Source organism: Dickeya ananatis, assembly GCF_019464615.1.
Classification (GTDB): Bacteria; Pseudomonadota; Gammaproteobacteria; order Enterobacterales; family Enterobacteriaceae; genus Dickeya; species Dickeya oryzae.
Map to the genome: position 1 here is coordinate 3,397,522 of NZ_CP040816.1, position 25,772 is coordinate 3,423,293.

Sequence of the window (25,772 nt, forward strand, 5' to 3'; positions counted from 1 at the left end):
ATCCGTCAAGGGGACTCTACTTATGGCTCGTCACCGCCTCCTTCCACTTGCAGCCATCTGCGCATTGCCGTTTGCCCTGGCCGCTTGTGGCGAAAAAACACCTTCCGACCCGCGAACACAGGCACCGCTGGTACGCCCCACTGTGGTGAGGGCCGCCGGGGTTGAATCGCGGGCCTTCACCGGCACGATCGCCGCCAGAATAGAGAGTGATTTAGGGTTTCGGGTCTCCGGCAAAGTACTGGAACGGCTGGTTGATACGGGACAAGCAGTGAAACGGGGCCAACCGCTGATGCGTCTTGACCCTGTTGACCTGGAGCTCGCTGCGCGTGCACAGCAGGAAACCGCAGCCGCCGCCCGGGCACGGGCGTTGCAAACCGCGGAAGATGAAGCCCGTTACCGTGGCCTGCAAGGAACCGGGGCAATATCATCATCCGCTTATGACCAGGTGAAAGCCGCGGCAGACGCCGCCAAGGCTCAACTGAGTGCTGCACAAGCCCAGGCCGACGTGGCCCGCAATGCTAACCGCTATGCGGTACTCGTCGCTGACAGCGATGGCATCGTGATGGACACGCTGGCCGAACCAGGGCAGGTGGTCAACGCCGGGCAGACCGTCGTACGTCTGGCGCAAGCCGGGCAGCGCGAAGCGGTTATCCAGCTACCGGAAACACTGCGCCCCGCGCTCGGCTCACTCGCGCTGGCAACCGGCTTTGGCAAAGAAAGCGCCGTCAGCCCAGCCACACTACGGCAACTCTCCAATATGGCGGACAGACTCACACGGACATTCGAGGCCCGCTATGTACTGCAAGGCGAGCTGGCCAACGCCCCACTGGGCACGACGGTGACGATTCGAATCCCCGAACAACCATCCACAACGCAAGGCCTGCAAGTGCCGCTGGCCGCCTTGTTTGACGCAGGCAAAGGGCCTGGGGTGTGGGTAATTCACGGCGAACCGGCAACGGTAACCTGGCGTCCGGTCACCATTGAAAACATGGGGGAGGATACAGCACGCGTCACCGGCCAGCTCAAGTCTGGCGAACCGATCGTCGCACTCGGTGCCCAGTTACTGCGTGAAGGCGAAGCGGTGCGTATCGCCGACGTTGCTGCCACAGCCGCTGTGGCAGGAGGCCGCCCGTGAGTGAAAGCCGTTTTAACCTGTCGGCGCTCGCGGTACGCGAACGCGCCATCACCCTGTTTCTGATCCTGTTGATCTCCGTCGCCGGTATCCTCTCGTTTTTTAAGCTCGGGCGCGCGGAAGATCCACCGTTTACCATCAAACAGATGACGATCGTCACTGCCTGGCCGGGAGCCACCGCGCAGGAGATGCAGGATCAGGTCGCCGAACCGTTGGAAAAGCGCCTGCAGGAATTGCGCTGGTACGATCGTAGCGAAACCTACACCCGCCCCGGACTGGCTTTCACCATGCTGTCACTGCTCGACAACACACCGCCTTCGGAGGTTCAGGAAGAGTTCTATCAGGCCCGCAAGAAAATAGCCGATGAAGCTCAAAAATTGCCTGCTGGCGTCATCGGCCCCAGCGTCAACGACGAGTATGCAGACGTGACGTTCGCACTCTTTGCGCTCAAAGCCAAAGGCGAACCGCAGCGGCTGCTGGTGCGTGATGCAGAAACGCTGCGCCAGCAACTGCTGCACGTGCCTGGGGTGAAGAAGGTCAATATCATCGGGGAGCAGCCAGAACGTATTTTCGTTTCGTTCTCCCATGACCGTCTGGCTACACTCGGTGTGACACCACAGGATATCTTTGCCGCGCTCAATAACCAGAACGTCCTGACCCCAGCCGGTTCCATCGAGACCAAAGGGCCGCAGGTGTTTGTGCGCGTCGACGGCGCGTTAGACAACCTGGAGAAAATCCGCCAGACCCCTATCGTGGCGCAAGGGCGGACACTGAAGCTGTCGGATGTGGCGACCGTCGAGCGTGGCTATGAAGACCCCGCGACCTTTATGGTTCGTAATAACGGTGAACCGGCCCTGCTGCTGGGCGTCGTGATGCGCGATGACTGGAATGGGCTGGCACTCGGCAAAGCACTGGAGGCGGAAGTCAGCAGCATCAATGCGACACTGCCCCTGGGCATGACCTTGACCAAGGTGACCGACCAGGCCGTCAACATCAGCTCTGCCGTCGACGAATTCATGGTCAAGTTCTTCGCCGCCTTGCTCGTGGTGATGGTGGTGTGCTTTATCAGTATGGGCTGGCGCGTCGGTATCGTGGTTGCCGCCGCAGTCCCGCTGACACTGGCGGCGGTGTTTGTCATCATGGCTGCCACCGGCAAAAACTTCGACCGTATCACGCTAGGCTCACTGATTCTGGCGCTGGGCCTGTTGGTGGATGACGCCATCATCGCCATCGAAATGATGGTGGTGAAAATGGAAGAGGGTTACAGCCGCATCAAAGCGTCCGCCTATGCCTGGAGCCACACCGCCGCCCCGATGCTTTCCGGTACATTGGTGACCGCCATCGGCTTTATGCCCAATGGATTTGCCCGATCCACCGCCGGTGAATACACCAGCAATATGTTCTGGATCGTCGGCATCGCGCTGATCACCTCCTGGGTTGTCGCCGTCGTCTTTACGCCCTATCTGGGGGTGAAGATGCTGCCGGATATCAAGCGGGTAGAAGGTGGACACGATGCCATCTACAACACCCGCCACTACAACCGTTTTCGGCACGTGCTGGAGTACGCCATTGCCCACAAGTGGATGGTCGCCAGTACTGTCGTCGGGCTTTTCGTCACATCCGTGCTCGGTATGGCAGTGGTCAAGAAGCAGTTCTTCCCAACCTCCGATCGGCCAGAGGTTCTTGTCGAGGTGCAAATGCCGTATGGCACCTCGATTGAGCAAACCAGCGCGGCCACCGCGAAGGTCGAGGCCTGGCTGGCGCAGCAAAAAGAGGCCAGGATCGTAACGTCTTACATCGGTCAGGGTGCACCCCGCTTCTTTCTGGCAATGGCACCTGAATTGCCTGACCCCTCATTCGCCAAAATCGTGGTGCTTGCCGATAATGACAAGGAGCGGGAAGCCCTTAAATTCAGGTTACGGCAGGCGGTGGCCGATGGGCTGGCATCCGAGGCACAGGTGCGTGTGACGCAGATTGTCTTCGGTCCGCCCTCGCCTTTCCCCGTGGCTTACCGCGTCATGGGGCCAGACCCGGACAAGCTGCGCGCCATCGCCGATGAGGTCAAAGCCATCATGCACGCCAGCCCGATGATGCGCACCGTCAATACGGATTGGGGGCCGAGAGTGCCAACGCTGCACTTCACGCTCAATCAGGACAGGCTACAGGCCATGGGGCTGACCACCAACGCCGTATCCCTGCAATTGCAGTTCCTGCTGAGTGGCACACCGCTGACGGCGGTGCGAGAAGATATTCGTTCGGTGCAGGTGATCGGCCGTGCGGCGGGCGACATCCGCCTTGATCCTGCCAGGATCGCCGACTTTACGCTGGTCGGCTCCGCCGGGCAGCGCATCCCGCTATCTCAGGTGGGTCAGGTCGATGTGCGTATGGAAGACCCTATCCTGCGACGCCGTGACCGCACACCCACTATCACGGTTCGAGGCGACATCGCCGACGGGCTGCAACCACCGGATGTTTCCACCGCCATCATGACCCAGTTGCAACCAATCATCGCGCGTCTGCCGGCAGGCTACCGGATAGAACAGGCTGGTTCGATCGAGGAATCTGCCAAGGCGACCAAGGCCATGGCACCCCTTTTCCCGATCATGATCGCTCTCACGCTGCTCATCATTATTTTGCAGGTACGCTCAATGGCGGCCATGGTGATGGTGTTCCTGACTAGCCCGCTGGGTTTGATCGGTGTGGTGCCTACACTGCTCATCTTTCAGCAGCCGTTTGGCATCAATGCACTGGTCGGCCTTATCGCCTTATCGGGGATCCTGATGCGCAACACACTGATCCTGATAGGGCAGATCCACCACAACGAACAGGAGGGGTTGGATCCGTTCCGTGCGGTCGTTGAAGCTACCGTACAGCGTGCCCGACCGGTACTGCTGACGGCGCTGGCGGCGATTCTGGCGTTCATCCCGCTCACCCATTCGGTGTTCTGGGGAACCCTGGCCTACACGCTGATTGGTGGCACGCTGGCTGGAACCGTCCTGACGCTGGTGTTCCTGCCAGCCATGTATTCTATCTGGTTCAGGATCAAGCCCGTTCGCCACGGCTGAGGCGTAGCGTGGCGCTATCAGGCGGTGTGATAGCGCCACGATACCGAAATGGAATGCGGTGATGATAAGCTCGACAAAGGCTGGCGCAGTGTCGTGGTACGCCAGCCAGATAAGTCTGAAATCGCTAATCAGCGGCAACACCACACCTCATCAGCATGACAATTGTTATTCGGCTGGATTATATAACTGATGTACTGTGCGTACTAAAGCCAGCCCAGCTCAACATCTGAAGGAGGGAGTGTGATGACAACGGCAGAACATCTGACGCTATTAAGACGGATCGATGAATGTTACCGCGTATTGAACGGTAAGGGGCTCTATTGTCCTGAGGATGTAGAAGATCGCTATCTGTGGCTGGATCAAGCCGCCCCCTACAGTATTCTGGCCCATGGCAGCACAAGCGACCCTGTCTTTATCTATGCCAACCAGTGTGCTTTACGTTGCTTTAAGTACAGCCATGAGGAGATGTTACAGTTGCCGTCGCGACTGAGCGCTTCCCCGGCAGATCGCGCTGAACGTCAAAAATTACTCGATATCGTCACCCGCGATGGCATTGCGAAAAACTACACCGGGCCACGTGTCGATAAGCAAGGCAATACCTTCACGATTTATGATGGCGAGGTATGGCAGTTAGGATACAACAGCGGCAACGCCTGGGGACAAGCGGCACTGTTCTGGCCTGTGCCACGTAAAAATACCCTATATACCCAATAACGGCTTTTTAGGCGTTGAATGCTTTCCGGAAATAACGAGGCCCAGGGATGGGCCAAATAATACAACCAACACACCTGCGACTTGAAGTATGAGGCGTATATGACGGATATATAGCAACGACTCTCCATTCACATAAGACTCGTCCGAATAAAAAATGATTCTTTTATTGCAAATAAACCGAATTTATCAAAAGCAATCATCTCGTCTGCCGATATTTACGACCTGTTACCATTTCTATATCCGCTAAAATGCCTTGCGCTGGTGAGATAAATTCAGGCACCGACACCTGAACATGCATAAATTTACATCCTGAAAATAAAATAACGCCCCCTATCATTCTTTCACGTATAAATTAACGACCACTTTCCAGATAAGGTATGAACAGGGATATGAATCAGTACAGGGATGTAGCAAAAAATAGTCATGCCGTGCCCGACGTTTTTTCCGTCCTCGTTTTACAGGCTATATGCTGTGCCGTCTCTGGCGATACAACATCAGCGATGTTGCCCGCCATCCCGTCGTTCGCACTGAGTGAAAGCATGCTTTTTCCCTATAAAAAGCATGCCATTAACTGGCAGAGCATTGACTCATCGGCGTTATTCTCACCCATCGATAACAGGCCACGTCAGCCGCACTTTCAGGTATCCCCCTTCGGGAAGACCGCCGCTAGCATCTGGCCGCCACTGGAGTGTAAAGAGCAACCCGACTCAGGACAGCGTCTTTATTTCACAGTTCACAGGTAACGATATGAATATCTGAATATTCACATTCATTTTTACTCGGTTAAAAAGAGGTGTCATCTTTATGTTTAAAAAACTATTCATTTTTCCAGCCATTATTCTCCTTGCGATCTCACCGGTTGTATTTGCCAAACAAGGCGTCATTCGTATTGGTGTTGATCTCGCTTATTCACCCTTTCAAACCAGAGACGTCAATGGCAATCCGGCAGGATTTGAAATTGATATTACCGATGCTATCTGTAAATCCGTCAACGCGAAATGTGATTACATCGTCAATACCTTTGATGCTCAGATCCCAGCACTGCTTGCCAGGAAAATAGATGTCATCTCGCCACTGGCGGTCACCCCCAAGAGAAAAGAAGCGATAGATTTCAGCCACTATGTTTTTCATGTCCCGACCCGATTCGTTGCCAGAAAAGGGAGCGCGCTGCTACCTCAGGTCGACAAGCTGCGGGGTAAAAATATCGCCGTACAGCAAGGCACCATCCAGGAAACCTACGCCAACAAATACTGGCTACCCGCCGGGGTCAACGTGAAAAGCTATCCGGATCAGGACGCCATCTATGAAGATTTACGCTCCGGAAGGGTTGACGGTGCGTTGTGTCCGTCCGTGTCCCTGATCTTCGGTTTTCTACAGACCCCACAAGGTAAGGATTTTGAATTAAAGGGCCCGGAAATCACAGATGACGGGTTATTCAGCATCGGTTCAGCCTACGGCATACGCAAAGGGGATACGGAAACCCAACAGCTTTTCAATCAGGGCCTGCAAAATATCATCAATGACGGTACGTTTTTGCGCATCAAGACGCGGTACTTTGGGGATATGGATTTAAGCGTAAAAGAATAATTGGGGGGGAATTCGGCTATCCCTTCACGTGTTTCTCCTTATCTCCTTGCACTCACCGTATTGCACCCGGCCACAACAAGGCCGGGAAAAATAACATACACACTGCGGGAACACCCTCAGTTAAATGCCGTGGGTGTCACGCAACAGCGCGCAACATCCGCTAAAACACCGCCACATGCAGCACTGTTCTGACTGCAATACCGAACAGTGCTCCTAATGCGGCATAGCGGAACAGACGAGTAAAGCGGGAGCCGACACCAAGAAAAATACCGATCCCCGGTAAATCAAAGGTCTGAATCAGTAAACCGGCAGAGGCGTTGATCTGGCTGGCGGTCATCTTTCCTTGCTGCATCAAGTCCGACACCACACCAAAATAAGCGGTACCGCCCGCCAGACATTTCACCAGCGTCGGCAACACAAAAACCGGAGAAATATGCGCGGCAGCCAGCAGTGGCGAGAAAAAGTGCTCAAGTGCCGTCACCGCGCCCGCCGCTTCCAGTATGCCAACGATCGTCATGGAGAGGATCAGCATCGGCACCGACCCCAGCGCCAGACGGATGGCATCCGCCCCGGCACTGTTAATAATGCCGATGAGGCCACGGGCGGTGGGTTCATCCGCCGCCATCTCGCTGGAACGCTGACTCTCTGCGACAGACAATCTGCGCCCCAGCACATGATAGGTCAGCGCAGCGGCAGCCAGTCCGCCGACAATCGAGATGACAATCGCCCCCGCCCAGTGCAGACCAAACGGCGTCAGCGGATAAAACACGTTGCCCTGCCCCATCGCAAACACCATCGCCAACGTCGCTGCCATGTGGCGATCGGACACGCCACGTTTTTCCATCATCGACAAGGTGGCGAGCGGCGCGGCGAAACTGACGAAATTGAGCTGGATCAGCGCAAAGGTGCTCATCCCGGTGAGCCCAAACGGCTTGAGAATCGGTGCCATCCAGCGAACCAGCGCATCGACAACACCTTTCACTTCCAGAAAACGCATGATGACCAGCATCACCACCATAATCGGCAACAGTGTGTACAGTGCAACGTCAACGGAGGCCTTCCCCGATGACATGATAATTCCAATCACGTTCATGTAATGTCCCTGTGCGGGTGAAACAGTTCCGGTTGTTGTCGCTGGCGACGCCAGCCCGACTTTTCTTACCGGCTATTTTCGTGACAATCATCACAATATTCCACCACGTTTTTTATCCCCGTCTCATCCCGGCCTGCGCCATGGTCGTGGCTGGCAGCGATGTCATGACTGACAGATAACCCATTGTGTGCCAGTGCGCCACAATTCGGTTTTTTCCCTATGGACGTTGCGCTACCATGGCCGCCACGTTGTTTTTGACAGAATTATATGGATATCTGATGCGTCGCCTGGTTGCTGTTCTCCCGCTGTTGTTGGCGCTGTCCGCCTGCAGCAATAAATCCGCTGAGCCCGCTGGGGCTGAAATTATCGGTACTCCCCCTTCCACTGCCCCTTCCGGTGGTTTTCTGTTGTCTCCCGGCCATTCTGGTGGCCTGCTGACTAACGGCGATTTTGCCAACAGCCCGGACGTGGACCGCTTTGTAGACAAGATGGTGCGGCAGTATGGCTTCGAGCGCCAGCAGTTGCATGATGTGCTGGCACAAGCGCAGCGGCTGGACTGGGTGATAAGACTCATGGACAAGCAGGCACCCGCGCCGTCCACCGCCACCCCATCCAACATTCCCAATGGCTCCTGGCTGCGTTACCGCAAGCAGTTCATCACCCCGGATAACGTGCAAAACGGTGTCGCATTCTGGAACCAGTATCAGGATGCACTGGCGCGCGCCCAGCAAGTCTACGGTGTGCCGCCGGAGATCATCGTCGGTATTATCGGGGTAGAAACCCGCTGGGGCCGGGTGATGGGGAAAACCCGCATTCTGGATGCGCTGGCTACGTTGTCCTTCGCTTACCCACGCCGCGCGGAGTACTTCCAAAGCGAGCTGGAGTACTTTCTGCTGATGGCGCGGGAAGATGGCTTTGACCCGTTATCGCTGCGAGGTTCGTTTGCCGGGGCGATGGGCTACGGTCAGTTCATGCCATCGGCGTTCAAGAAATACGCGGTGGATTTCAACGGCGACGGCATCGCCAACCTGTGGGACCCGGTGGATGCCATCGGCAGCGTCGCCAACTATTTCAAATCAAACGGCTGGCAACCGAACCAACAGGTCGCCATACCCGCCAGCGGTCAGACTTTCTCGCTGGAAACCGGCTTTAAAACCCGTTATTCCCTGTCAACGCTGGCCGCAGCCGGGCTACGTCCAACCGCGTCACTGGGTGGCTATCAGGAAGCCAGCCTGCTGCGCCTCGATATGGGTAGCTACTACCAGTTCTGGTACGGTCTGCCGAACTTCTACGCGATTACCCGTTACAACCACAGCGTGCACTACGCCATGGCGGTATGGCAGTTAGGGGAAGAAGTCAGAAAAGCACGGCAGGGGTACTAAACCTGGACTGGCTGTTGAACAACAGCCGGGTGTTTTATTACTGGCAGATTTATGTCAGGGCAGTGGGAAGTTTCGTGCGTGATGGCATCGGTAATTCCTTTGCAACATCACTGCACGAAACCATTCACCACCCAGGCAGACGTCACCGTTCACGAGACAACATGGCGGTTTGGGTTAACAACCCATGTGATATTCACAATAAGCGCTATCCGCTATGCCGTGCGGCATATTCCGCGCTGTTCACCCACTGGTGATCCTGCTCCCAGCTAAAGCGCCACTGGCGCACCGGCCCAGCCATCACGTTGAGATAGTAGCTGTCGTAGCCCGCCAGCGTCGCTACCGGGTGGTAACCACGCGGCACCATCACCACATCCCGGTCGTACACCGCCATGCACTCGTCCAGCGAGCGATCCTCGGTATACACCCGTTGCAGACAGAACCCCTGCGGCGGGTTGAGCCGGTGATAGTACGTCTCTTCCAGATACGTTTCCTGCGGCGGATTATCGACATCATGTTTATGGCTGGGGTAAGAGCTGGTACAGCCTTCGTCGGTGTAAACCTCAACCACCAGCAGACTGTCCGCCGCTTTGTCCTCCGGCAAAATGTTGTGCACGAAGCGACGGTTGCGCCCGGCACCACGCGCTTCGGCACCGATATCCTGCGGCGCAATCAACCGGGTAGGATGGTTCCCGGTGCCTGGCGCGGCACAGACCGCCAGTTCCAGCGGAGTGTCGGCTATCACCGTCACCGTTTCCCCCGGCGTGACGTACACCGCCCAGGGTTTCTTGCGCTCGAACGGGTTCATGCGTTCGCCGATATGTTCAAAGCGCGCCTGCGGTGTTATCACCGTCGCCCGGCCGCCAACCAGCACCAGACAACGCTCCTGCGCCACCGCAGGCAGTGACAGCGTTGCACCAGTCGATAGCTGGTAAACCTCAAATCCGACATGACGCCACCCCGCGCGAGCCGGGGTAATCTGTTGGATACACCCTTGCTCATCCGGCGCATGATAACGAGACAGTAATTCAGACATGACCCACCTCCTGGCTGCAACCGTCAGATCAAACCGGCATCGCGGGCGAAGCGCTGCAGGTTATTGAATCCCAACGTCGCGTAAGTCAGCGGATGCGCCACTGCCGGGTCCTGTTCGGCTTCCACCACCAGCCAGCCCTGATAATCCTGCGCTTTTAGCAGTTGGAACAGCGACGGGTAATCGACACAGCCGTCACCCGGTACGGTGAACACCCCACTCAGCACTGCATCCAGAAAACTGGTTTTGCGGTTTTTCACGTCTTTGAGCACCTCGGGGCGAATATCTTTGCAATGCACGTGGTTGATGCGCGCCGCCCAGCGTTGCGCCACTGCCAGCGGGTCGGCACCGGCAAAGGTGAGATGGCCGGTATCCAGCAGCAACCCGACCTCCGGCCCGGTATGGGTCATCAACTGGTCTACGTCATCGGCGGTTTCAATCACCGTCCCCATATGGTGGTGATAGGCGATTTGTACCCCTTGCTGCTGGGTATAACGGGCAAATTCGCTGAGCTTCTCACCGTACTCCTGCCAGCGCGCCGCCGGGAAGCGCGGACGTAAATGCACCGGTGTGCCTTGCTCGCCGTGAATCGCGCCGGTCACCTCAGCGAACACCAGTACGGTAGCGCCTAATTCCCGCAGCAGGTTGAGGTGGTCTTGTACGGCAGCGATTTCCTCTGCTACCGAGCGGGTCAGCAGTTGGCCGGAATACCAGCCAGAGACCAGACGCAGCCCATGCTGTTGCAGAATTGGCCCCAGCACGCTGGACTGGCGCGGAAACTTGTTACCCAGTTCAAACCCGGCGAAACCGGCCTCACGCCCCTCGCTCAGGCAGGTTTCCAGCGGGGTTTCCGCGCCCAGCGATGGCAGGTCGTCATTGGTCCAGGTCAGCGGATTAATACCCAGTTGAACGCTCATTTCGATTCCCTCTGCTCAGAATTAATGGAGTTAGCCGCGCTGACGCCACAAGGCGATCAGGTGCAAGTAGTTATCTTTGATGTCGGCGATCAACTGCTGATCGTCGATATCACCACGCAGCCATTGCTGCGCCGGTTGGGCAAACAGTGTTCGTCCCACCGCAAAGCCTTTCACCACCGATTGACCTGCGGCAGCGTTGAACCCCTGACGTAACGTCTCGATCGGCGCATCCAACCCGAGGATCACCACACCACGGCAATAGGGGTCACGCTCGGCCAGTAACGTTTCCAGCCGTTGCCAGCCGCTGGCCGACAGCGGCGGTAGCTTCCACCAGTCGGGCCGAACGCCAAGGTTGTAAAACCGCTGAATCGCCCGCAGGTACAAATCATCGCTGCGCGGCATATCGGCAGGGAGGATCACCTCCAGCAACAGTTCATGACCCGACTGGCAACAGGCGCGATAGACCTCACTCACCTGCCGCTCCTGCGCCAACCGTAATGGGCTGTCGTCTTCCGGGTGGAAGAACACCAGACATTTCACCACCTGTTCCAGCGGCCAGCTCACCAGTTGCGACCCAATGTTGCCGTGCTCCAGCGCCAGTGGGCGTGAGCCCGGCAGTTCGATTGGGCGACCTATCCACCAGCCTTGCCCGGTAATGGTATTCAGCGCGTCCTGCCCGAAGGTGCCATCGCACAGTAATCCGGCTCTGCCGGGGGCTAATCCGGCTTTGCCAGGTGTTAATCCGGCTCTGCCGGGCGACCCGGCAAAGCCCAGCAACCCGGCCTGCTCCGCTGCCTGCTGGCTGGCGTTGAGAATCAACTGTTTGAGCAGCGGGATCCGGCTGCGCTCAGCACCGCAAGCCAGCGCCATCTCTTCCAGTTGGATGCGGTGATCGAAGGCGATCACGCACAGCTCCTCCCAGTGCTGCCGACGGGTGGTGACGCGATGCAGGTGGTTCAGTTCCGGGTCCAGGTCTGGCCTTGGCACTGCATGCGCCCGCGCCAGATAGTTATCCAGTTCGATGCGGCTCGGCATCGCCGGGGCGCAGCCGTGGCGTGATACCACCAGCGCACCGCAGGCATTGGCGTAAGCACAGGCTTTTTCCCAGCCTTCGCCGCTGAGATAACCACGCAGCAGACCAGACATGAACGCATCGCCCGCCCCCAGCACATTGAGCACGTCAACGCGCACACCTTGCACGGTAATGCCATCATCCAGCGATGCTGGAATATCGCCGGTGAACACCGAACAGCCCAGTGGGCCGCGTTTACACACCAGTTCCGCTGCGGTGTTTGCCCGTACCTGCCGCAACGCCTGCAGGCTATCGGTGCTGCCACCGGCAATATGAAACTCCTCTTCGGTGCCAACAATCAGGTCAAACAGGTTCAGTACCTGTTGCAACTGTGCCGTCACCGCCGCAGATTCAATAAAACGGGTTTCGCCGTCGCCTAATGAGGTTAATCCCCACAGCACCGGCCGGTAATCGATATCCAGCACCGTTTTCACGCCGTGGCGACGGGCGTAACGCAATGCGGTTAATACCGCCTCGCGGGTATTGGGATGCGACAAGTGGGTGCCGGTGATCGCCAGACAACGCGATGAAGCGATGTATTCCTCGCTGACGTCTTCCGGCGTGATGGCCATATCGGCGCAGTTATCGCGGTAAAAAATCAGCGGAAAGGTTTCCCGGTCTTTGATACCGAGCAGCACCAGCGCCGTCAGCCGCGTCGGGTCGGTAATCAAATGGCTGGTATCGCAGCCGACCTGCTGTAGCTCTTCACGCAGAAAGCGCCCCATGTGTTCATCGCCGACCCGCGCCAGCATGGACGAGCGCAGCCCCTGCCGGGCGGTACCGTAGGCGACATTACCGGAAGAGCCGCCCAGATATTTGGCGAAGCTGCCCATGTCTTCGAGACGTGCGCCGATCTGCTGACCGTACAGGTCCACCGCCACTCTCCCCATGCAAATCACATCAAACTGCTTTTGCGTAGTCATTACGTCCATTCCTGTCAGCCAAAAAGGGAAATCGACAACACGTCGGCCCGACGGTTATCCCACTTATTCCACTTATCCCACCTCATGTACCGCCACCCAGCGCGCAGCCTGATGCGACAACACAATCGCGTCCAACACCCGGGAGACTCGCCAGCCTTCTTCAAAATCGGGCCACAGTGGCTGGTCGGCGGCGATGCCGTCGATAAGATCACGCACCTCGACGGTTTTCTGATCGTTAAAGCCGATACCATGCCCGGCGCTGGCGCAAAACGCGGCGTATTCCGGGTGCTGCGGCCCAATCAGCAAGGTTTGGAACCCCTGCCGGTTTACCGGGTCGTCATGCCGATAGAGCTTCAGTTCCGCCATCCGCTCCTGGGTAAAACTGATGGCACCGCGGGTGCCGGTGACGACATAACTCAGCCCCATTTTGCGGCCACAGGCCACCCGCGAGGCTTCGATCACCCCGCGTGCGCCGCTGGCGAAACGCACCATGGCATGGGCCTGATCCTCGTTTTCCACCGTTACTCGATCCGCACTCCCGGCACTCACCGGCCGCTGTGGCACCACCGTGTGCAAATCGCCGCACACCTCGGCAATCTCGCCCACCAGGTAGTGCGCCATATTGACAATGTGCGCGCCCACATCGCCCAGTGCACCCAACCCGGCGGTGTGCCGGAAGCAGTGCCAGTCCGCCGGTTTGTTTGGGTCGGCCAGATAGTCTTCGTTGTGGGTGCCGTAGAAATGGGTCACCTCGCCGATTTCACCGCGGGCGATAATCTCTTTCGCCAGCTGTGCCGCCGGGTTTTTCATGTAGTTAAACCCGACCAGCGTTTTCACCCCAGCCTGACGGGCGGCATCCACCATCTCGCGTGCTTCGGCGGCATTCAGCGCCAGCGGTTTTTCCGAATAGACGTGTTTGCCGTGACGAATCGCCGCCATCGCCATGGTCTGGTGCAAAAAGTTAGGTGCGCAGATATCCACCACGTCGATGGCCGGGTCAGCCACCAGTTCCTGCCAGTCACCGGTGAAGCGGGCAAACCCCATCTCACGCGAGCGTTGCTCTGCCAGCGCTGGCGAGACTTCCGCCAGCATGTCACGCACCAGTTGCCCTTTAAGGGGATACACCACCGGTGCCTGCGCATAAGCGATGGCATGAGCGCGGCCGATGTAACCGGTGCCGATAAGGCCGATTCGAACCTGTTTCATGACTGTCGCTCCCACTGTCAGAGTGCGCCGCGTCGGCTTTTGGCGTAGGTATCGAACGCCACTGCCAGCACAATAATCAGCCCGGTGATGATCTGCTGGTAGTAAGCCGAGACATTCATCAGCACCAGCCCGTTAATCAGGATCCCCATAATGACGGAACCGATAATGGTGCCGCTGATACGCCCGTAACCGCCCATCAGCGAGGTACCGCCAATCACCACTGACGCAATCACCCGCAGTTCGAACGAGATACCGGCCACCGCTTCGGCACTGCCTAAGCGCGCGCTGAGAATAAAACCGGCCAGCCCCGCCAGCGCGCCGATCACCACGTAAACGCTGACCAGTACCCGCTGCACGTTAACCCCGGCCAGTCGTGCTGCTTCGGTATTACCGCCGATGGCATACACAAAGCGCCCCCAGCGGGTTTTATGCAGCGCCAGCCAGCCTATCAGCGCCACCAACGCGAAGATCCAGATAGGGATGGAGACGCCGAGCAGTTCGCCACGGCCCCACCAACGGTAGCCAGGATCAAACCCGGCGATAGGCGCGCCATCGTTGATGACCAGCGTCAGACCACGCCAGATGGTCATGCCGCCCAGCGTGACGATGAACGGTGATAAACGCAGGCGGGTGACCCCCAAGCCGTGCAGAAAACCGATGACCGTGCCCATCGCCAGACAGATGCCGATCCCCACCAGCCAGCTCATGCCGCCCCAGGCTTGTGCATCAACCGTGGTGAAGTTATCGCCTTTGATCACATAAGCGGCGGTCATAGCGCACACCGCCAGAATCGACCCGACCGACAGATCGATGCCCGCCGTTAGGATCACGAAGGTCATCCCCACCGCCATGATGCCGTAGATAGACACCTCAGTAAGAATGTTGGTGATGTTGCGTTCTGTCAGGAAGTTGCTGTTCTGCGACTGGAAAAAGATCAGCAGCAGGATCATGAAAATCAACACACCGAAACGCTCGAAGAAGGCGATCGGGTCGATGCGTCCCCGGCCGTTGGTCGGCGTCGGCAATTTAATACGGGATAAGGGTTGCTGCATGCTCATGGTATCTCCGTTATGCGGCCTGTTGTGCGTCATGGCAGATGGCCATCAGGGTCATCAGCCGCTCTTCCGTAGCGTCATCGCCGTGCAGTTCGCCGGTCATCCGGCCTTCGCTCAGCGTGATGATGCGATCGGAAATCGCCATCACCTCTGGCAGGTCGGAAGAAATCACGATCACCGCCACGCCGCGTTTTGCCATATCGAACAGCACTTGATGCACTTCGGACTTGGTGCCGACGTCGATGCCGCGCGTCGGCTCATCGACTATCAACACCCGGGGGTTGAGCGCCATACAGCGCGCCAGAATCACTTTCTGCTGGTTGCCGCCAGAGAGCTTGCGCACCTCCTGCTCGCTGTCCACCATCTTGATGCGCAACGCCTGCCGGTAAGATTCAATCAGGTCGTCCTCACGGCGGGTATCAACGAAGTAGCGCCAGCGCAACAGTGACGACAGGCTGGAAAGCGACAGGTTATTGCGGATAGACAACCCCAGCACGGCACCCTCTTTTTTGCGATCTTCCGGTACCAGCGCGATGCCTTGCTCCAGCGCGTGCAGCGGATCGACCGGCTGATAAGGCTGGCCGTCGAGCCAGAACTCACCGGAGGTAAACGGGTCAGCGCCGAACAGGCAGCGTGCCACCTCGGTTCGCCCGGCACCCACCAGCCCGGCGATCCCCAGGATCTCGCCCTCGTGCACCTGAAAACCGATGTTATCGAGCGCGATACCGTGCGGGTCGAGCGGTGGTTTTTCACGGCACAGCCCTTTCACGGCCAGCCGCACCGGCTTGTCCTGATGATGGGTTTCTGATGGCGGACGACGGGTAAACACCACATCTCGCCCAACCATCATGCGGATGATGCCCGCCACATCGATGTCGGCCACATTGCCGGAACCGGTGTAACGGCCGTCCTGCAAGACGGTGAAGCGGTCGCACAGTTGAAACACCTCATGCAGCCGGTGCGTGACATAAATCACGCTGACACCGCGTGCTTTGAGTTCACGTACCACCCGGTGCAGGCTCTCGACCTCGCTGTCGCTCAGCGCGGCGGAGGGTTCATCCATCACAATCAAGCGGGCATTCAGCGTCAGTGCACGGGCGATTTCCACCATCTGTTGCTGCGCCACACTCAGCCGCGCCACCTGAGTGGTCGGCGATATGTTCAGTTGCAGGTACTCCAGTACCGTACGGGCTTCCTGATTGACCGCCTGCGCATCGACAAACAGCCGGTTGCGCTGTAATTCACGGCCAAGAAATAGGTTTTCCGCCACTGTCATGTTGGGCAGCAGGTTGAATTCCTGATAGATGGTGACGATACCGCGGTTTTGCCGTGCTACCGGCGAATCCTGCGGTGACAGCAGCTCACCGTTGAAGCGGATATCGCCGCTGGTCTGGGGTTGCGCCCCGGCCAGCGCCTTGAGCAGGGTGGATTTTCCCGCGCCGTTCTCACCCAGCAACGCGTGGATTTCCCCCGGCAGCACCGTCAGTTGCACCTTATTCAGCGCCCAGACGCCGGAGAAATTCTTGGCCAGATCAGTAATAGCCAGTAAGGGTTCAGTCATGGGATAGCCCTCCTTCATCACCGGCCTCCCGGCCGGTGAGTGAGTGGTGTGTCCGCTTATTTGCCCGCTTCGCCGATACGTTCTGCATCGTTCAGGTTGTCTTTGGTGATCATGGTCGGTGGGTAGTCCGCCCCGGTGATCGCCGACTTGGTGCGAATATTATTGGTCAACTGCGTCATCGCTTGCGTGACCGCATAGCCGGGGCGCTGATCAGCGGTCACCGCCATCCAGCCATCACGAACTCGCGCCAGCGCCTCCGGTACGGCGTCAAAACCGGTCACCATGACATCACCCGGCTTCAGCCCCTGGCTTTGCAGCGCTTCAATCGCCCCCAGCGCCATATCGTCGTTAGCCGACAAAATCACCTGTGGGCGTTTGGGCAGCGACGGCAGCACGCTTTCCACAATGCGCATCCCTTCAGAACGCATCCAGTTGCCGGTCTGATCCGCCACCAGACGGTACTTACTGCCACCCGCTTTCAGACTGTCGCGGATACCCTGCGTACGTTCGATGTTGGATGACGACCCCGGCTGACCGGTCAGCAACACGATGTCGGCACCGTTTGGAAAACGCGCTTTGACGAAATCGGCAATCGCCTGACCACCTTTGTAGTTATTCGCGCCGAAGTGCGGCACTTTCTTGTCGGTCTTCACCGAGCGGTCCAGTGTCACCACCGGCAGATTGGCATCCTGAATTTCTGTTACCGCACCGGACACCGCGTTGACATCATTCGGTGACACGATAAAACCCTGGGCTCCGCGAGTGATGGCGTTTTCCAGATCTGCCACCTGTTTCGGGGAACTGCCCTGGCTATCTAACACCTGCAGGTTCACGCCCAGCTCTTTAGCGGCTTTGACCGCTGTGCGTTGCATGTGGACTTCAAAAGGCATCGCCAGGTTGGGGGTACTGAATACAATCTGTTCGTTCTGTGCCTGCGCCAGACCGGACGACATCGTGAAGGCCATCGCGGCAGCCATAATGGTTATCTTTTTCATGGTGTTGTCTCTGCATCAGTTAGTTGGGTATAAACGTCAGGTCATGTTGTTATTGATATCGTGATGCCAGGCTCTGTGCCATGCCAGACCCCGTGGTTATGTCATGTAGTTATGCCAGAGCGAAACCGCACGCCCTGTCGCCAGCGACTCCAGCGCTTTGTCGGCCAGATACAGCGCCCGCTCACCATCGACGCCGCTGCACTCAGGCCGGGTACGCCCGTGTAACACCTCAACGAAATGACGCCATTCTGCCGCGTAGGCGTCGCGGTAACGTTGCAGGAAAAAGTGTTCCGGTTTGGCGGCAAGGCACCCGGCATCGCCCCAGTGTTCCACCTGGTTTTCGCGGATGTTGCCCGCGCTCAACACGCCGAGTTCGCCGTGCAGTTCCAGCCGCTGGTCGTAGCCATAACCGGAGCGGCGACTGTTAGCGATGGTCGCCATCGCACCGGAGGCAAATTTGAACACCACAAACGCGGTATCAATGTCGCCAGCCGCACCGATAGCCGGGTCTACCAGATTGCTGCCTTGTGCGAAGACCGAGACCGGCTCTTCACCCATGATGAAACGCACCATGTCGAAATCATGGATGGTCATATCGCGGAACATGCCGCCTGACACACGCACATACTCTGCGGGCGGCGGTGAAGGGTCACGGGAGATAATCATCAGTGATTCAGGCTTGCCGATACGCCCTTCCTCCGCCAGCGTCTTCACCCGGCGAAATTGCGGGTCGTAGCGACGGTTAAACCCGACGAACAATGGCACCTGCTGTTGCTCCACCACGTTCAGGCAGTCGCGTACCCGTGCGATATCCAGATGCACCGGTTTTTCACAGAAGATGGCTTTGCCGTGGCGGGCGGCCAGCTCAATCAGGTCAGCGTGGGTATCGGTGGCGGAGGCAATCAGCACCGCGTGTACCGCCGGGTCGGCCATCGCCTCATCGATGGTTTGCAAACGCGCCTGATACTTATCAGACAACGCCTGCGCGTTAGCGAGGTTGGGATCCACCACCGAATAGAGACAGGTTTCCCGATGTTCGGCGATGTTGACGGCGTGAACCTGGCCAATGCGGCCGGCACCCAGTAAAGCGATGTTAAACATGGCTACTCCCTCGATACCCTGGGGTATCACTGGTTGGTTGTAGGGGTCAGGGTCTGTTCTGCTTGTTAGAGTAAAGACAATAAAACGTTTATTTCAATTTCAGTAAAACTGGAAATTATGTTTTTGCGTGCTAGCTAACATTTTGGTGACATATGAGCAAAATAGTGTTAGCAAAATCACGAAACCACCGTCATGTCGTCAGCGTATTGCAAGGCAGGAAAAAACCCAGTAAAGGCGGGGGATTAGTGCGTCAGAATAGCCGAATCACTGGCAGTGGAGACCCACGCGGTGCATATAGCGCCCCTGCCAATCTCATCGTTACAGAGTTCGGTTTGTCAGACTGAAATGAAATAAATATTTCAACCGTAATCTCTCATATGCAGAAAAACCGAAACCTCAACACTGCATTTGTTTTCCTGAAGATAACGTTTTCCCTAAAAACAACGTTGATTTTGATAATGACAATCATTACCATCAAGATGGTTAATTTTAGCGACCTGCATTGCCTCATAAAAACAAACGAATAATATGCGTGCGGTTTAACAAAACAGTTCCTGAGCATTGCATACCTGTTCAGGGCTAAAGGGATTGGAATAATTGGCCCACTGTGATAGTGAGTAGTTGTGGGTAGACCAAGGCAGGAAATAACGCAGAATGATTTCAAATCAGTACATCAGCCGCATCTCTCTTAACCGCGATAAGGTGGAATCATTCGACCTTTATCCATTTTCTATTCCAGCCATTCATTCATTTGACTTTATTGACCCTCACCCTAAGGTGACCTTTTTTATTGGCGAGAACGGCAGCGGGAAATCCACATTGCTGGAAGCGATTGCCGTCGCCATGGGATTTAACCCCGAAGGAGGCACCCAAAACTTTAATTTCAGTACGCGAGCATCACATTCAGAATTATCGAATTACCTGAGAATCGCCAAAGGCGTGAAACGCCCCCGGAATGGATTTTTTTTTCGGGCCGAAAGCTTTTTTAATCTGGCCTCAGAAATCGAACACCTTGATGCGGAACCGGCCAGCAGCCCACCAGTGATTAATTCCTATGGCGGCTACTCGTTACATGAGCAGTCACACGGCGAATCTTTTCTCTCGCTGATGATGAACCGCTTTGGTGGCAAGGGGTTATACCTGCTAGACGAACCGGAGGCTGCGTTGTCGCCGGCCAGGCAGTTGGCCATGCTCGCCAGAATGCATGACCTGATTCAGGATGATTCACAATTTATTATCGCCACCCACTCGCCGATTCTGCTGGGTTACCCGGACGCGTTAATCTACCAGTTTGATGGCGACAGCCTCTCGCCGGTAAATTATAAAGACACCGATCATTATCAAATTACACGCTCCTTTCTGAACAACCCGGAAAAAATGTTGCAAGAGTTGATGAAGAAATAGAAGTCGAATTATTAACCACACTTATTATTTATATAATTATCATGGGAAAATATATTTACGGAGGTTTGTTAAAAAATATCTCTAGGAACAATGCAAATCAAACTAACAACAACACCATAAAAGGAATAACAGGTGCGTTATAAACTCACAAAGAAAATATTTTTCTTATCTATTTATGTTACAGCTTCCCTCTATCATAACATGGGCTTTTCCGATGAAAAAACAAACAAAATATTGACACAAGAAAATAAAAATGGAAAAATAGATAGATTACATTTTACTTCTCAAAAAGAAATAAAAACAGTACATTTCATTAGATCAAATTATTCTAGCAATGCATTTAATGATAGTTACACAGAAAAGAAAGAAAGATGCATAGCAGAATGTTTATCTACACTACCAACTGGTACGCTTGACGGTGCACCATTCCACAGATGTATGAATGAATGCATGGGAATGATGTCCATGTGTAACATTTAGACCACATAAAAAATTCACGGAGTAATAACCATGTTCATTTCAGACAAAGATGTCGCTAGAAAAATCATTAATAAGTCATCACTCATGATAACGTTAATTGAAAAAGAACTAATCGAATTAGGCACTCAAATACCAGAAGAAGAGTATAATAAATGCAAATATAGAGTAGGTGAACTTTTTTATACTCTTTGCAATGTCATCAATGATATTTCTATTGATCACCCTGATTTAAAACCAAAAAATTTTCCTGTGTATATTAGAAAAGAGGAAAACAAATAATGCCAGTTTATAATATAAGCATTCTAAATTGCGGAGACACAACGACTATAAAATGTTCCGATGATGAATATATACTGGATGCTGCTGAAAATGCCGGATTAAAACTACCCTACAGTTGCCGTGCAGGCGCATGTTCTTCATGTGCATGTAGAGTTTTATCTGGAAACTATGATGACACTGACCAATCTTTCCTCAATCAAGATCAACAAGATAAATATATATTATCATGTGTCACATATCCTCGCTCTGATATGTTTATTATGTCTCATGCAGAGACGGATTTAACATCATGAACCGGAGAAAATTCATCATATCGGGTATAGCGTTGGGGCTTTACGGTATCACGTATCGAACTTATAGCGCCCTAACGAAAAGTCCTATCATAATAAATACGACACTAATCAATGACGAACAGAGAATTATCGACAGATTGGATAAATTTCTGTTTAAAAGAGGTCAGTGTGTTATTTCCGATTCGAAAGGCCGTATACCTGTAAAATTCACTTTACGTTTTTTTGAAAAAGACACTATGAAACCGCTGATTGGCGCTAAAGTAGGAATGTGCCTTTCTGATGCTTTCAAAACAAAAGGAAAAACTCCCTCAACAAATAATATATGTAATGCGACATGGGCTGAGGTGACTGGAGACAATCATATAGAGTTTTCCACTTATGTTCCCAAGATCACACTAAAAAAAGACAGATTTATGAATCCAATCGACTTTATCATCAGAAGAGAGGATAAATTCTCAATATCCAGATTTAATTTTTCGAATGATTTCTTAAAAACACGAAGGGATTTACATAAAGAGGTTAAAAATGGCGTATACACACAGACATTAACTGATCGGGCTATAGAGATTTCTGGCCAAAGCATTGATAGCTCGGTAGCTGAATTAACACCCGAAATGGCACAAGGTTATTTTCGCATCGCTATAGATTTTATTGTTGATGATACTAATCTGTAAAACACATCACCGTATATCCAAGGGCAAGCAAGAGTGGTATATCAGTTGTGATTTTCCAGTAACTATAAACAAAGTTATCATATAGCATTGAATCAGTATCCCATTCGTAAAACGGGATACTGATTCACTAAACTCCGTATTTTAATACTGTCTGGCCTTTGTACGCTGCAAGTGCACCTCACGCGCGGCGGCTTCAATCGCCGGGTTGTCCGCGACTTGCGCGGTGCCGGTGTTCCACCAGGCGTCGTAGCCGTGGGTCATGGTTTTCGGCAGCACCTTGATATCCAGCAGACAAGGGCCGGGGTGTGTCTGCGCTTCGCGCACCGCCTGTAACAACGACGCCTCATCGCGCACCGTCCACGCCCGACAACCGTAACTCTCGGCATTGCGGGCGAAGTCTACCGTGACTAATGGGCCAGTCAGTTTGCCGCTGCTCTGATCACGCTGCCGGTTCTCGGTACAAAAACTTCCCATACCCTGACTCATTTGCAGGTTGTTGATGCAGCCGAACCCGGCATTGTCGAACAGCAGCACGGTGACCTTGATGCCTTCTTGCACCGCGGTTTGCAGCTCACTGTGCAGCATCAAATACGACCCGTCCCCTACCATGGCGTACACCGGCTGTTGTGGGGCGGCCAACCTCGCACCCACCGCCGCCGCGATTTCATACCCCATGCAGGAGTAGCCGTACTCCAGGTGATAGCTGTCCGGGGTTTTCACCTGCCATAACCGTTGCAGGTCACCGGGCAGTGACCCGGCAGCGCCCACCACGATAGCGTTATCTTCCAACGCGTCGTTGAGCAACCCCAGCACCCGGGTTTGTGTCAGACGGGTCCCCAAGGTTTCGCGGTACTCCGCCAGTTGTGCCTCCAGATGCCCGGCGATTTCCAACGCCTGCCCGTCGTCGTCACGCCGCTCAAACAGCCGCTGGCGCTCCTGCTGCCAGTCGCAGCGCGCCTGCGCTATCTCCTCACCCCAGCCACTGCGATAGCCCTGCGTCGCCAGTGCCTGCGCCAGTTGCGTCAGCCCCTCACGGGCATCAGCCACCAGCGCGGTAGCATCCAGCTTGAACGCGTCGAACTCCGCCACATTGAGCAGCAAAAACTCGACCTCCGGGTGCGTAAACAGCGATTTGGAGGCGGTGGTGAAATCGGTCAGACGGGTGCCGACGCCAATCACCAGATCCGCCTGCGCCGCCAGCCGGTTGGCAGCCTGCCCGCCGGTGACGCCGATGCCGCCCACATTCAGCGGATGCGACGAGACCAGCACGCCCTTGCCCGCCTGGGTTTCGCCGAACGGCAGGTTGAAACGTTCCGCAAACTGGCAAAATGCCTCATGCGCACCGGCGTAGCGTACCCCACCGCCGCAGATCAACAGCGGGCGACGTTTACGCGCCAGCAACGCCGCCGCCTGCGCCAGCCGGGTGGTATCTGGCGGGCGGCGCTCCAGATGGTGCACCCGCCGCTGGAAGAACGACCGCGGGTAATCCCAGGCTTCCGCCTGCACATCCTGCGGCAGACACAGCGTTACCGTGCCGGTATCCGCCGGGTCAGTCAGCACCCTCATGGCGTTGACAAGCGCGCTCATCAGTTGCTCCGGGCGGCAGATACGATCCCAGTAGCGCGAAACCGGCCGCAGGCAATCATTGGTGCTGATGGTGGCATCGTGATACTGCTCAATTTGCTGCAACACCGGGTCAGGCTGTCGACTGGCGAACAGATCCCCCGGCAGTAGCAATAGCGGAATCCGGTTGGCCGTCGCGGTGGCGGCCGCCGTCACCAGATTAGCCGCCCCCGGCCCCACCGAGGTAGTCACCGCGTACACCCGCCGCCGCCGGTGCTGTTTGGCAAATCCCGCTGCGATGTGCGCCATGCCCTGCTCATTACAGCCCTGATGCACCTGCAGATGCCCGGCATCCTGCTCCAGCGCCTGCCCGATACCCAGCACGTTGCCGTGCCCAAAAATGGTCATCACCCCGGCAAACAACGGTGTTTCCTCACCGTCAACCTCAAGGTATTGCTGATTGAGAAACCGGACCAGCGCCTGCGCCATGGTCATTTTCAACGTGTCCATCGTTTTGCTCCCGCAAATCAGGTGGAATTACTCCAGCGTCGGCATCACAAAGCTGCTGGCGTGCTGTTCCAGACGCACGCTGGCAGGCCAACGACTGGTGACGGTTTTCATTCGGGTATAGAAACGCACGCCGTCGTTACCGTGTACATTGAGCGGACCAAAAATGGACCGCTTCCAACCGCCAAAACTGTGGAACGCCATCGGCACCGGGATCGGTACGTTGATCCCGACCATCCCTGCCTGCACCTCTTCACTGAACTGGCGGGCGGTTTCGCCGTCGCGGGTAAATATCGCCGTACCATTGCCGTATTCATGCTGGTTAATCAGGGTCAGCGCGGTGTGGTAATCCGGTACGCGCACCACCGACAGCACCGGGCCGAAAATCTCTTCCCGGTAGATCTGCATGTCTGGCATGACATGGTCAAACAGCGTTGGGCCGACGAAATAGCCCTGCTCATGCCCCGGAACACGAAGCCCACGGCCATCGATGCGCAACGTCGCGCCCTGATCGACGCCGCTTTGAATATAACCGCTAATCTTGTCGCGATGTGGGCCTGAAATCACCGGCCCCATGTCGTTTTCTTTGCCGTCCACCAGACCGGGGCCGACACGCATGGCGGCAATCTGCGTTTCCAACCGACTGCACAACGCTTCGGCGGTGTCATCACCTACCGCGACCACCACCGACAGCGCCATACAGCGCTCGCCCGCTGCGCCAAATGCCGCACCGAGGATCGCGCTGGCCGCCATGTCCATGTCGGCATCCGGCATCAAAATGCAGTGGTTTTTAGCGCCGCCCAGCGCCTGACAACGTTTACCGTGCGCCGATGCGGTGCGATAGATGTACTCTGCCACCGGTGTCGAGCCGACAAAGCTCACCGCCTGAACGCGTGGGTCGGTCAACAGCACGTCGACCGCTTCTTTATCGCCCTGCACGACATTGAATACGCCGTCCGGCAGGCCCGCTTCTTTCAGCAGTGTTGCCAGCATCAGCGACAGCGACGGATCTTTCTCCGAAGGCTTGAGGACAAAGGTGTTACCAGTAGCCAGTGCAATCGGGAACATCCACATCGGCACCATCGCCGGGAAATTGAATGGCGTGATCCCCACGCACACCCCGAGCGGCTGCATCAGCGAATGGCTGTCGACGCCGGTACCAACGTTGGCGGAATGCTCGCCTTTTTGCAGATGCGGAATACCACACGCAAATTCCACCACTTCCAGCCCACGGGTCAGTTCGCCCACGGCATCAGAGTAGACTTTGCCATGTTCTTCGGAAATCTGCCGTGCCAGCGTACTCAGATTCTCTTCCAGCAACGCTTTGAAACGAAACAGGATGCGGGCACGACGCAGCGGTGAGTGCTTCGCCCAGTAGGGGAAAGCCGCTGCGGCTACGCTGATGGCGTGTTTTACCTCGTCGGCGCTACTCAGCGCCACCTGACGAATCGCTTCGCCGGTCGCAGGATTAAACACCGGTGCGGAGCGCCCGCTATGACTGGGCGCAATCTCGCCATGAATGAAATTGGATACGGTTTCCATGGTTACACCTCTGCAGGATTTAGGGTGACAGATGGCTAATACCGCTTTACTGTATATGAAATAAAAATTCCATTTTAATAAGAAATAAAACAAATGTTGATTATTGTGATCCAGGATAGATTTTCTGGTAAACGGCAGGTAACCGGCATTTAACCGCATTATTCAGCGAATTCATTCGCTCATAACGTGCGTGAAAA

21 protein-coding genes are annotated in these 25,772 nt (G+C 55.7%); 10 read left to right on the top strand and 11 right to left on the bottom strand.

The genetic code is table 11. The features are described from left to right. The first annotated feature begins 22 nt into the window (after positions 1-22). The 4 genes from FGI04_RS15035 (at position 23) to FGI04_RS15050 (ending at position 6,498) form a co-directional block, all read left to right on the top strand. Entirely contained in the window at positions 23-1,135 is a 1,113-nt protein-coding gene (locus FGI04_RS15035; RefSeq protein ID WP_407336936.1) for an efflux RND transporter periplasmic adaptor subunit, read from the top strand. Beyond that, entirely contained in the window at positions 1,132-4,197 is a 3,066-nt protein-coding gene (locus FGI04_RS15040) for an efflux RND transporter permease subunit (RefSeq protein WP_434964869.1), read from the top strand. The genes FGI04_RS15035 and FGI04_RS15040 overlap by 4 nt, the downstream gene beginning before the upstream one ends. A 243-nt stretch (positions 4,198-4,440) precedes the next feature. Beyond that, a complete protein-coding gene (locus FGI04_RS15045; protein ID WP_342700077.1) occupies positions 4,441-4,911 on the top strand; it encodes an MEKHLA domain-containing protein in 471 nt (156 codons plus the stop codon). Between the two features lie 804 nt (positions 4,912-5,715). After that, the gene (locus tag FGI04_RS15050; protein WP_342700078.1) at positions 5,716-6,498 is read left to right on the top strand and encodes a transporter substrate-binding domain-containing protein; all 783 of its coding nucleotides are present in this window, start codon (positions 5,716-5,718) and stop codon (positions 6,496-6,498) included. Between the two features lie 160 nt (positions 6,499-6,658). Here FGI04_RS15050 and FGI04_RS15055 read toward each other — a convergent pair whose 3' ends face one another. Then, positions 6,659-7,591, bottom strand: coding sequence for a nucleoside recognition domain-containing protein (locus tag FGI04_RS15055; protein ID WP_210176019.1), 933 nt, complete (start codon positions 7,589-7,591; stop codon positions 6,659-6,661). A 278-nt stretch (positions 7,592-7,869) separates the two neighbouring features. Here FGI04_RS15055 and mltB point away from each other — a divergent pair, with 278 nt between their 5' ends. Further along, positions 7,870-8,973 (top strand): lytic murein transglycosylase B, encoded by a 1,104-nt coding sequence (gene mltB, locus FGI04_RS15060; protein WP_038906211.1) that lies wholly within the window; start codon positions 7,870-7,872, stop codon positions 8,971-8,973. A gap of 205 nt (positions 8,974-9,178) precedes the next feature. On the opposite strand, the gene iolB is transcribed toward mltB, so the two are convergent. The 8 genes from iolB to iolG all read right to left on the bottom strand — a co-directional run bounded on the left by iolB (position 9,179) and on the right by iolG (position 18,833). Beyond that, entirely contained in the window at positions 9,179-10,006 is an 828-nt protein-coding gene (gene iolB / locus FGI04_RS15065; protein ID WP_407336937.1) for a 5-deoxy-glucuronate isomerase, read from the bottom strand. A gap of 23 nt (positions 10,007-10,029) precedes the next feature. Next, entirely contained in the window at positions 10,030-10,920 is an 891-nt protein-coding gene (gene iolE, locus FGI04_RS15070) for a myo-inosose-2 dehydratase (RefSeq protein WP_210176021.1), read from the bottom strand. A gap of 30 nt (positions 10,921-10,950) precedes the next feature. After that, positions 10,951-12,915, bottom strand: a complete 1,965-nt coding sequence (locus tag FGI04_RS15075; protein ID WP_407336938.1) for a bifunctional 5-dehydro-2-deoxygluconokinase/5-dehydro-2-deoxyphosphogluconate aldolase — start codon at positions 12,913-12,915, stop codon at positions 10,951-10,953. A gap of 72 nt (positions 12,916-12,987) precedes the next feature. Continuing rightward, the gene (locus tag FGI04_RS15080; RefSeq protein ID WP_407336939.1) at positions 12,988-14,121 is read right to left on the bottom strand and encodes a Gfo/Idh/MocA family protein; all 1,134 of its coding nucleotides are present in this window, start codon (positions 14,119-14,121) and stop codon (positions 12,988-12,990) included. A gap of 17 nt (positions 14,122-14,138) precedes the next feature. After that, positions 14,139-15,173, bottom strand: coding sequence for an ABC transporter permease (locus FGI04_RS15085; RefSeq protein WP_342700131.1), 1,035 nt, complete (start codon positions 15,171-15,173; stop codon positions 14,139-14,141). Positions 15,174-15,189: 16 nt separating this feature from the next. After that, the gene (locus FGI04_RS15090) at positions 15,190-16,737 is read right to left on the bottom strand and encodes a sugar ABC transporter ATP-binding protein (protein WP_342700083.1); all 1,548 of its coding nucleotides are present in this window, start codon (positions 16,735-16,737) and stop codon (positions 15,190-15,192) included. 56 nt (positions 16,738-16,793) lie between these two features. Beyond that, the gene (locus FGI04_RS15095) at positions 16,794-17,732 is read right to left on the bottom strand and encodes a substrate-binding domain-containing protein (RefSeq protein WP_342700084.1); all 939 of its coding nucleotides are present in this window, start codon (positions 17,730-17,732) and stop codon (positions 16,794-16,796) included. 96 nt (positions 17,733-17,828) lie between these two features. Further along, positions 17,829-18,833 (bottom strand): inositol 2-dehydrogenase, encoded by a 1,005-nt coding sequence (gene iolG, locus FGI04_RS15100; RefSeq protein ID WP_407336940.1) that lies wholly within the window; start codon positions 18,831-18,833, stop codon positions 17,829-17,831. A gap of 654 nt (positions 18,834-19,487) precedes the next feature. Here iolG and FGI04_RS15105 point away from each other — a divergent pair. From FGI04_RS15105 to FGI04_RS15125, 5 genes are all read left to right on the top strand, one after another. Continuing rightward, positions 19,488-20,237 carry an AAA family ATPase gene (locus FGI04_RS15105; protein WP_407274600.1) on the top strand — a complete coding sequence of 250 codons (750 nt, stop codon included), beginning with the start codon at positions 19,488-19,490 and terminating at the stop codon, positions 20,235-20,237. 132 nt (positions 20,238-20,369) lie between these two features. Beyond that, entirely contained in the window at positions 20,370-20,717 is a 348-nt protein-coding gene (locus FGI04_RS15110; RefSeq protein ID WP_407336941.1) for a hypothetical protein, read from the top strand. A gap of 30 nt (positions 20,718-20,747) precedes the next feature. Further along, positions 20,748-20,996: a hypothetical protein gene (locus FGI04_RS15115; protein WP_407336942.1), complete on the top strand. Its 249-nt coding sequence runs from the start codon at positions 20,748-20,750 to the stop codon at positions 20,994-20,996. Then, entirely contained in the window at positions 20,996-21,289 is a 294-nt protein-coding gene (locus FGI04_RS15120; RefSeq protein WP_407336943.1) for a 2Fe-2S iron-sulfur cluster-binding protein, read from the top strand. The genes FGI04_RS15115 and FGI04_RS15120 overlap by 1 nt, the downstream gene beginning before the upstream one ends. Continuing rightward, positions 21,286-21,963, top strand: coding sequence for a hypothetical protein (locus FGI04_RS15125; RefSeq protein WP_407340076.1), 678 nt, complete (start codon positions 21,286-21,288; stop codon positions 21,961-21,963). Before FGI04_RS15120 ends, FGI04_RS15125 begins: the two co-directional genes overlap by 4 nt. 141 nt (positions 21,964-22,104) lie before the next feature. Here FGI04_RS15125 and iolD read toward each other — a convergent pair whose 3' ends face one another. Beyond that, on the bottom strand, positions 22,105-24,036 hold the full coding sequence (gene iolD, locus FGI04_RS15130) for a 3D-(3,5/4)-trihydroxycyclohexane-1,2-dione acylhydrolase (decyclizing) (protein WP_407336945.1): 1,932 nt from the start codon (positions 24,034-24,036) through the stop codon (positions 22,105-22,107). A gap of 27 nt (positions 24,037-24,063) precedes the next feature. Then, positions 24,064-25,575 carry a CoA-acylating methylmalonate-semialdehyde dehydrogenase gene (locus FGI04_RS15135; RefSeq protein WP_407336946.1) on the bottom strand — a complete coding sequence of 504 codons (1,512 nt, stop codon included), beginning with the start codon at positions 25,573-25,575 and terminating at the stop codon, positions 24,064-24,066. Between the last annotated feature and the right edge of the window lie 197 nt (positions 25,576-25,772).

Bases quoted from the DNA above. Each gene is read 5' to 3' on its own strand.
- FGI04_RS15035 (WP_407336936.1), top strand. From the start codon at position 23: ATGGCTCGTCACCGCCTCCTTCCACTTGCAGCCATCTGCGCATTGCCG.
- FGI04_RS15045 (WP_342700077.1), top strand. From the start codon at position 4,441: ATGACAACGGCAGAACATCTGACGCTATTAAGACGGATCGATGAATGT.
- FGI04_RS15050 (WP_342700078.1), top strand. From the start codon at position 5,716: ATGTTTAAAAAACTATTCATTTTTCCAGCCATTATTCTCCTTGCGATC.
- FGI04_RS15055 (WP_210176019.1), bottom strand. From the start codon at position 7,591: ATGAACGTGATTGGAATTATCATGTCATCGGGGAAGGCCTCCGTTGAC.
- mltB (WP_038906211.1), top strand. From the start codon at position 7,870: ATGCGTCGCCTGGTTGCTGTTCTCCCGCTGTTGTTGGCGCTGTCCGCC.
- iolB (WP_407336937.1), bottom strand. From the start codon at position 10,006: ATGTCTGAATTACTGTCTCGTTATCATGCGCCGGATGAGCAAGGGTGT.
- iolE (WP_210176021.1), bottom strand. From the start codon at position 10,920: ATGAGCGTTCAACTGGGTATTAATCCGCTGACCTGGACCAATGACGAC.
- FGI04_RS15075 (WP_407336938.1), bottom strand. From the start codon at position 12,915: ATGACTACGCAAAAGCAGTTTGATGTGATTTGCATGGGGAGAGTGGCG.
- FGI04_RS15080 (WP_407336939.1), bottom strand. From the start codon at position 14,121: ATGAAACAGGTTCGAATCGGCCTTATCGGCACCGGTTACATCGGCCGC.
- FGI04_RS15085 (WP_342700131.1), bottom strand. From the start codon at position 15,173: ATGCAGCAACCCTTATCCCGTATTAAATTGCCGACGCCGACCAACGGC.
- FGI04_RS15090 (WP_342700083.1), bottom strand. From the start codon at position 16,737: ATGACTGAACCCTTACTGGCTATTACTGATCTGGCCAAGAATTTCTCC.
- FGI04_RS15095 (WP_342700084.1), bottom strand. From the start codon at position 17,732: ATGAAAAAGATAACCATTATGGCTGCCGCGATGGCCTTCACGATGTCG.
- iolG (WP_407336940.1), bottom strand. From the start codon at position 18,833: ATGTTTAACATCGCTTTACTGGGTGCCGGCCGCATTGGCCAGGTTCAC.
- FGI04_RS15105 (WP_407274600.1), top strand. From the start codon at position 19,488: ATGATTTCAAATCAGTACATCAGCCGCATCTCTCTTAACCGCGATAAG.
- FGI04_RS15115 (WP_407336942.1), top strand. From the start codon at position 20,748: ATGTTCATTTCAGACAAAGATGTCGCTAGAAAAATCATTAATAAGTCA.
- FGI04_RS15120 (WP_407336943.1), top strand. From the start codon at position 20,996: ATGCCAGTTTATAATATAAGCATTCTAAATTGCGGAGACACAACGACT.
- FGI04_RS15125 (WP_407340076.1), top strand. From the start codon at position 21,286: ATGAACCGGAGAAAATTCATCATATCGGGTATAGCGTTGGGGCTTTAC.
- iolD (WP_407336945.1), bottom strand. From the start codon at position 24,036: ATGGACACGTTGAAAATGACCATGGCGCAGGCGCTGGTCCGGTTTCTC.
- FGI04_RS15135 (WP_407336946.1), bottom strand. From the start codon at position 25,575: ATGGAAACCGTATCCAATTTCATTCATGGCGAGATTGCGCCCAGTCAT.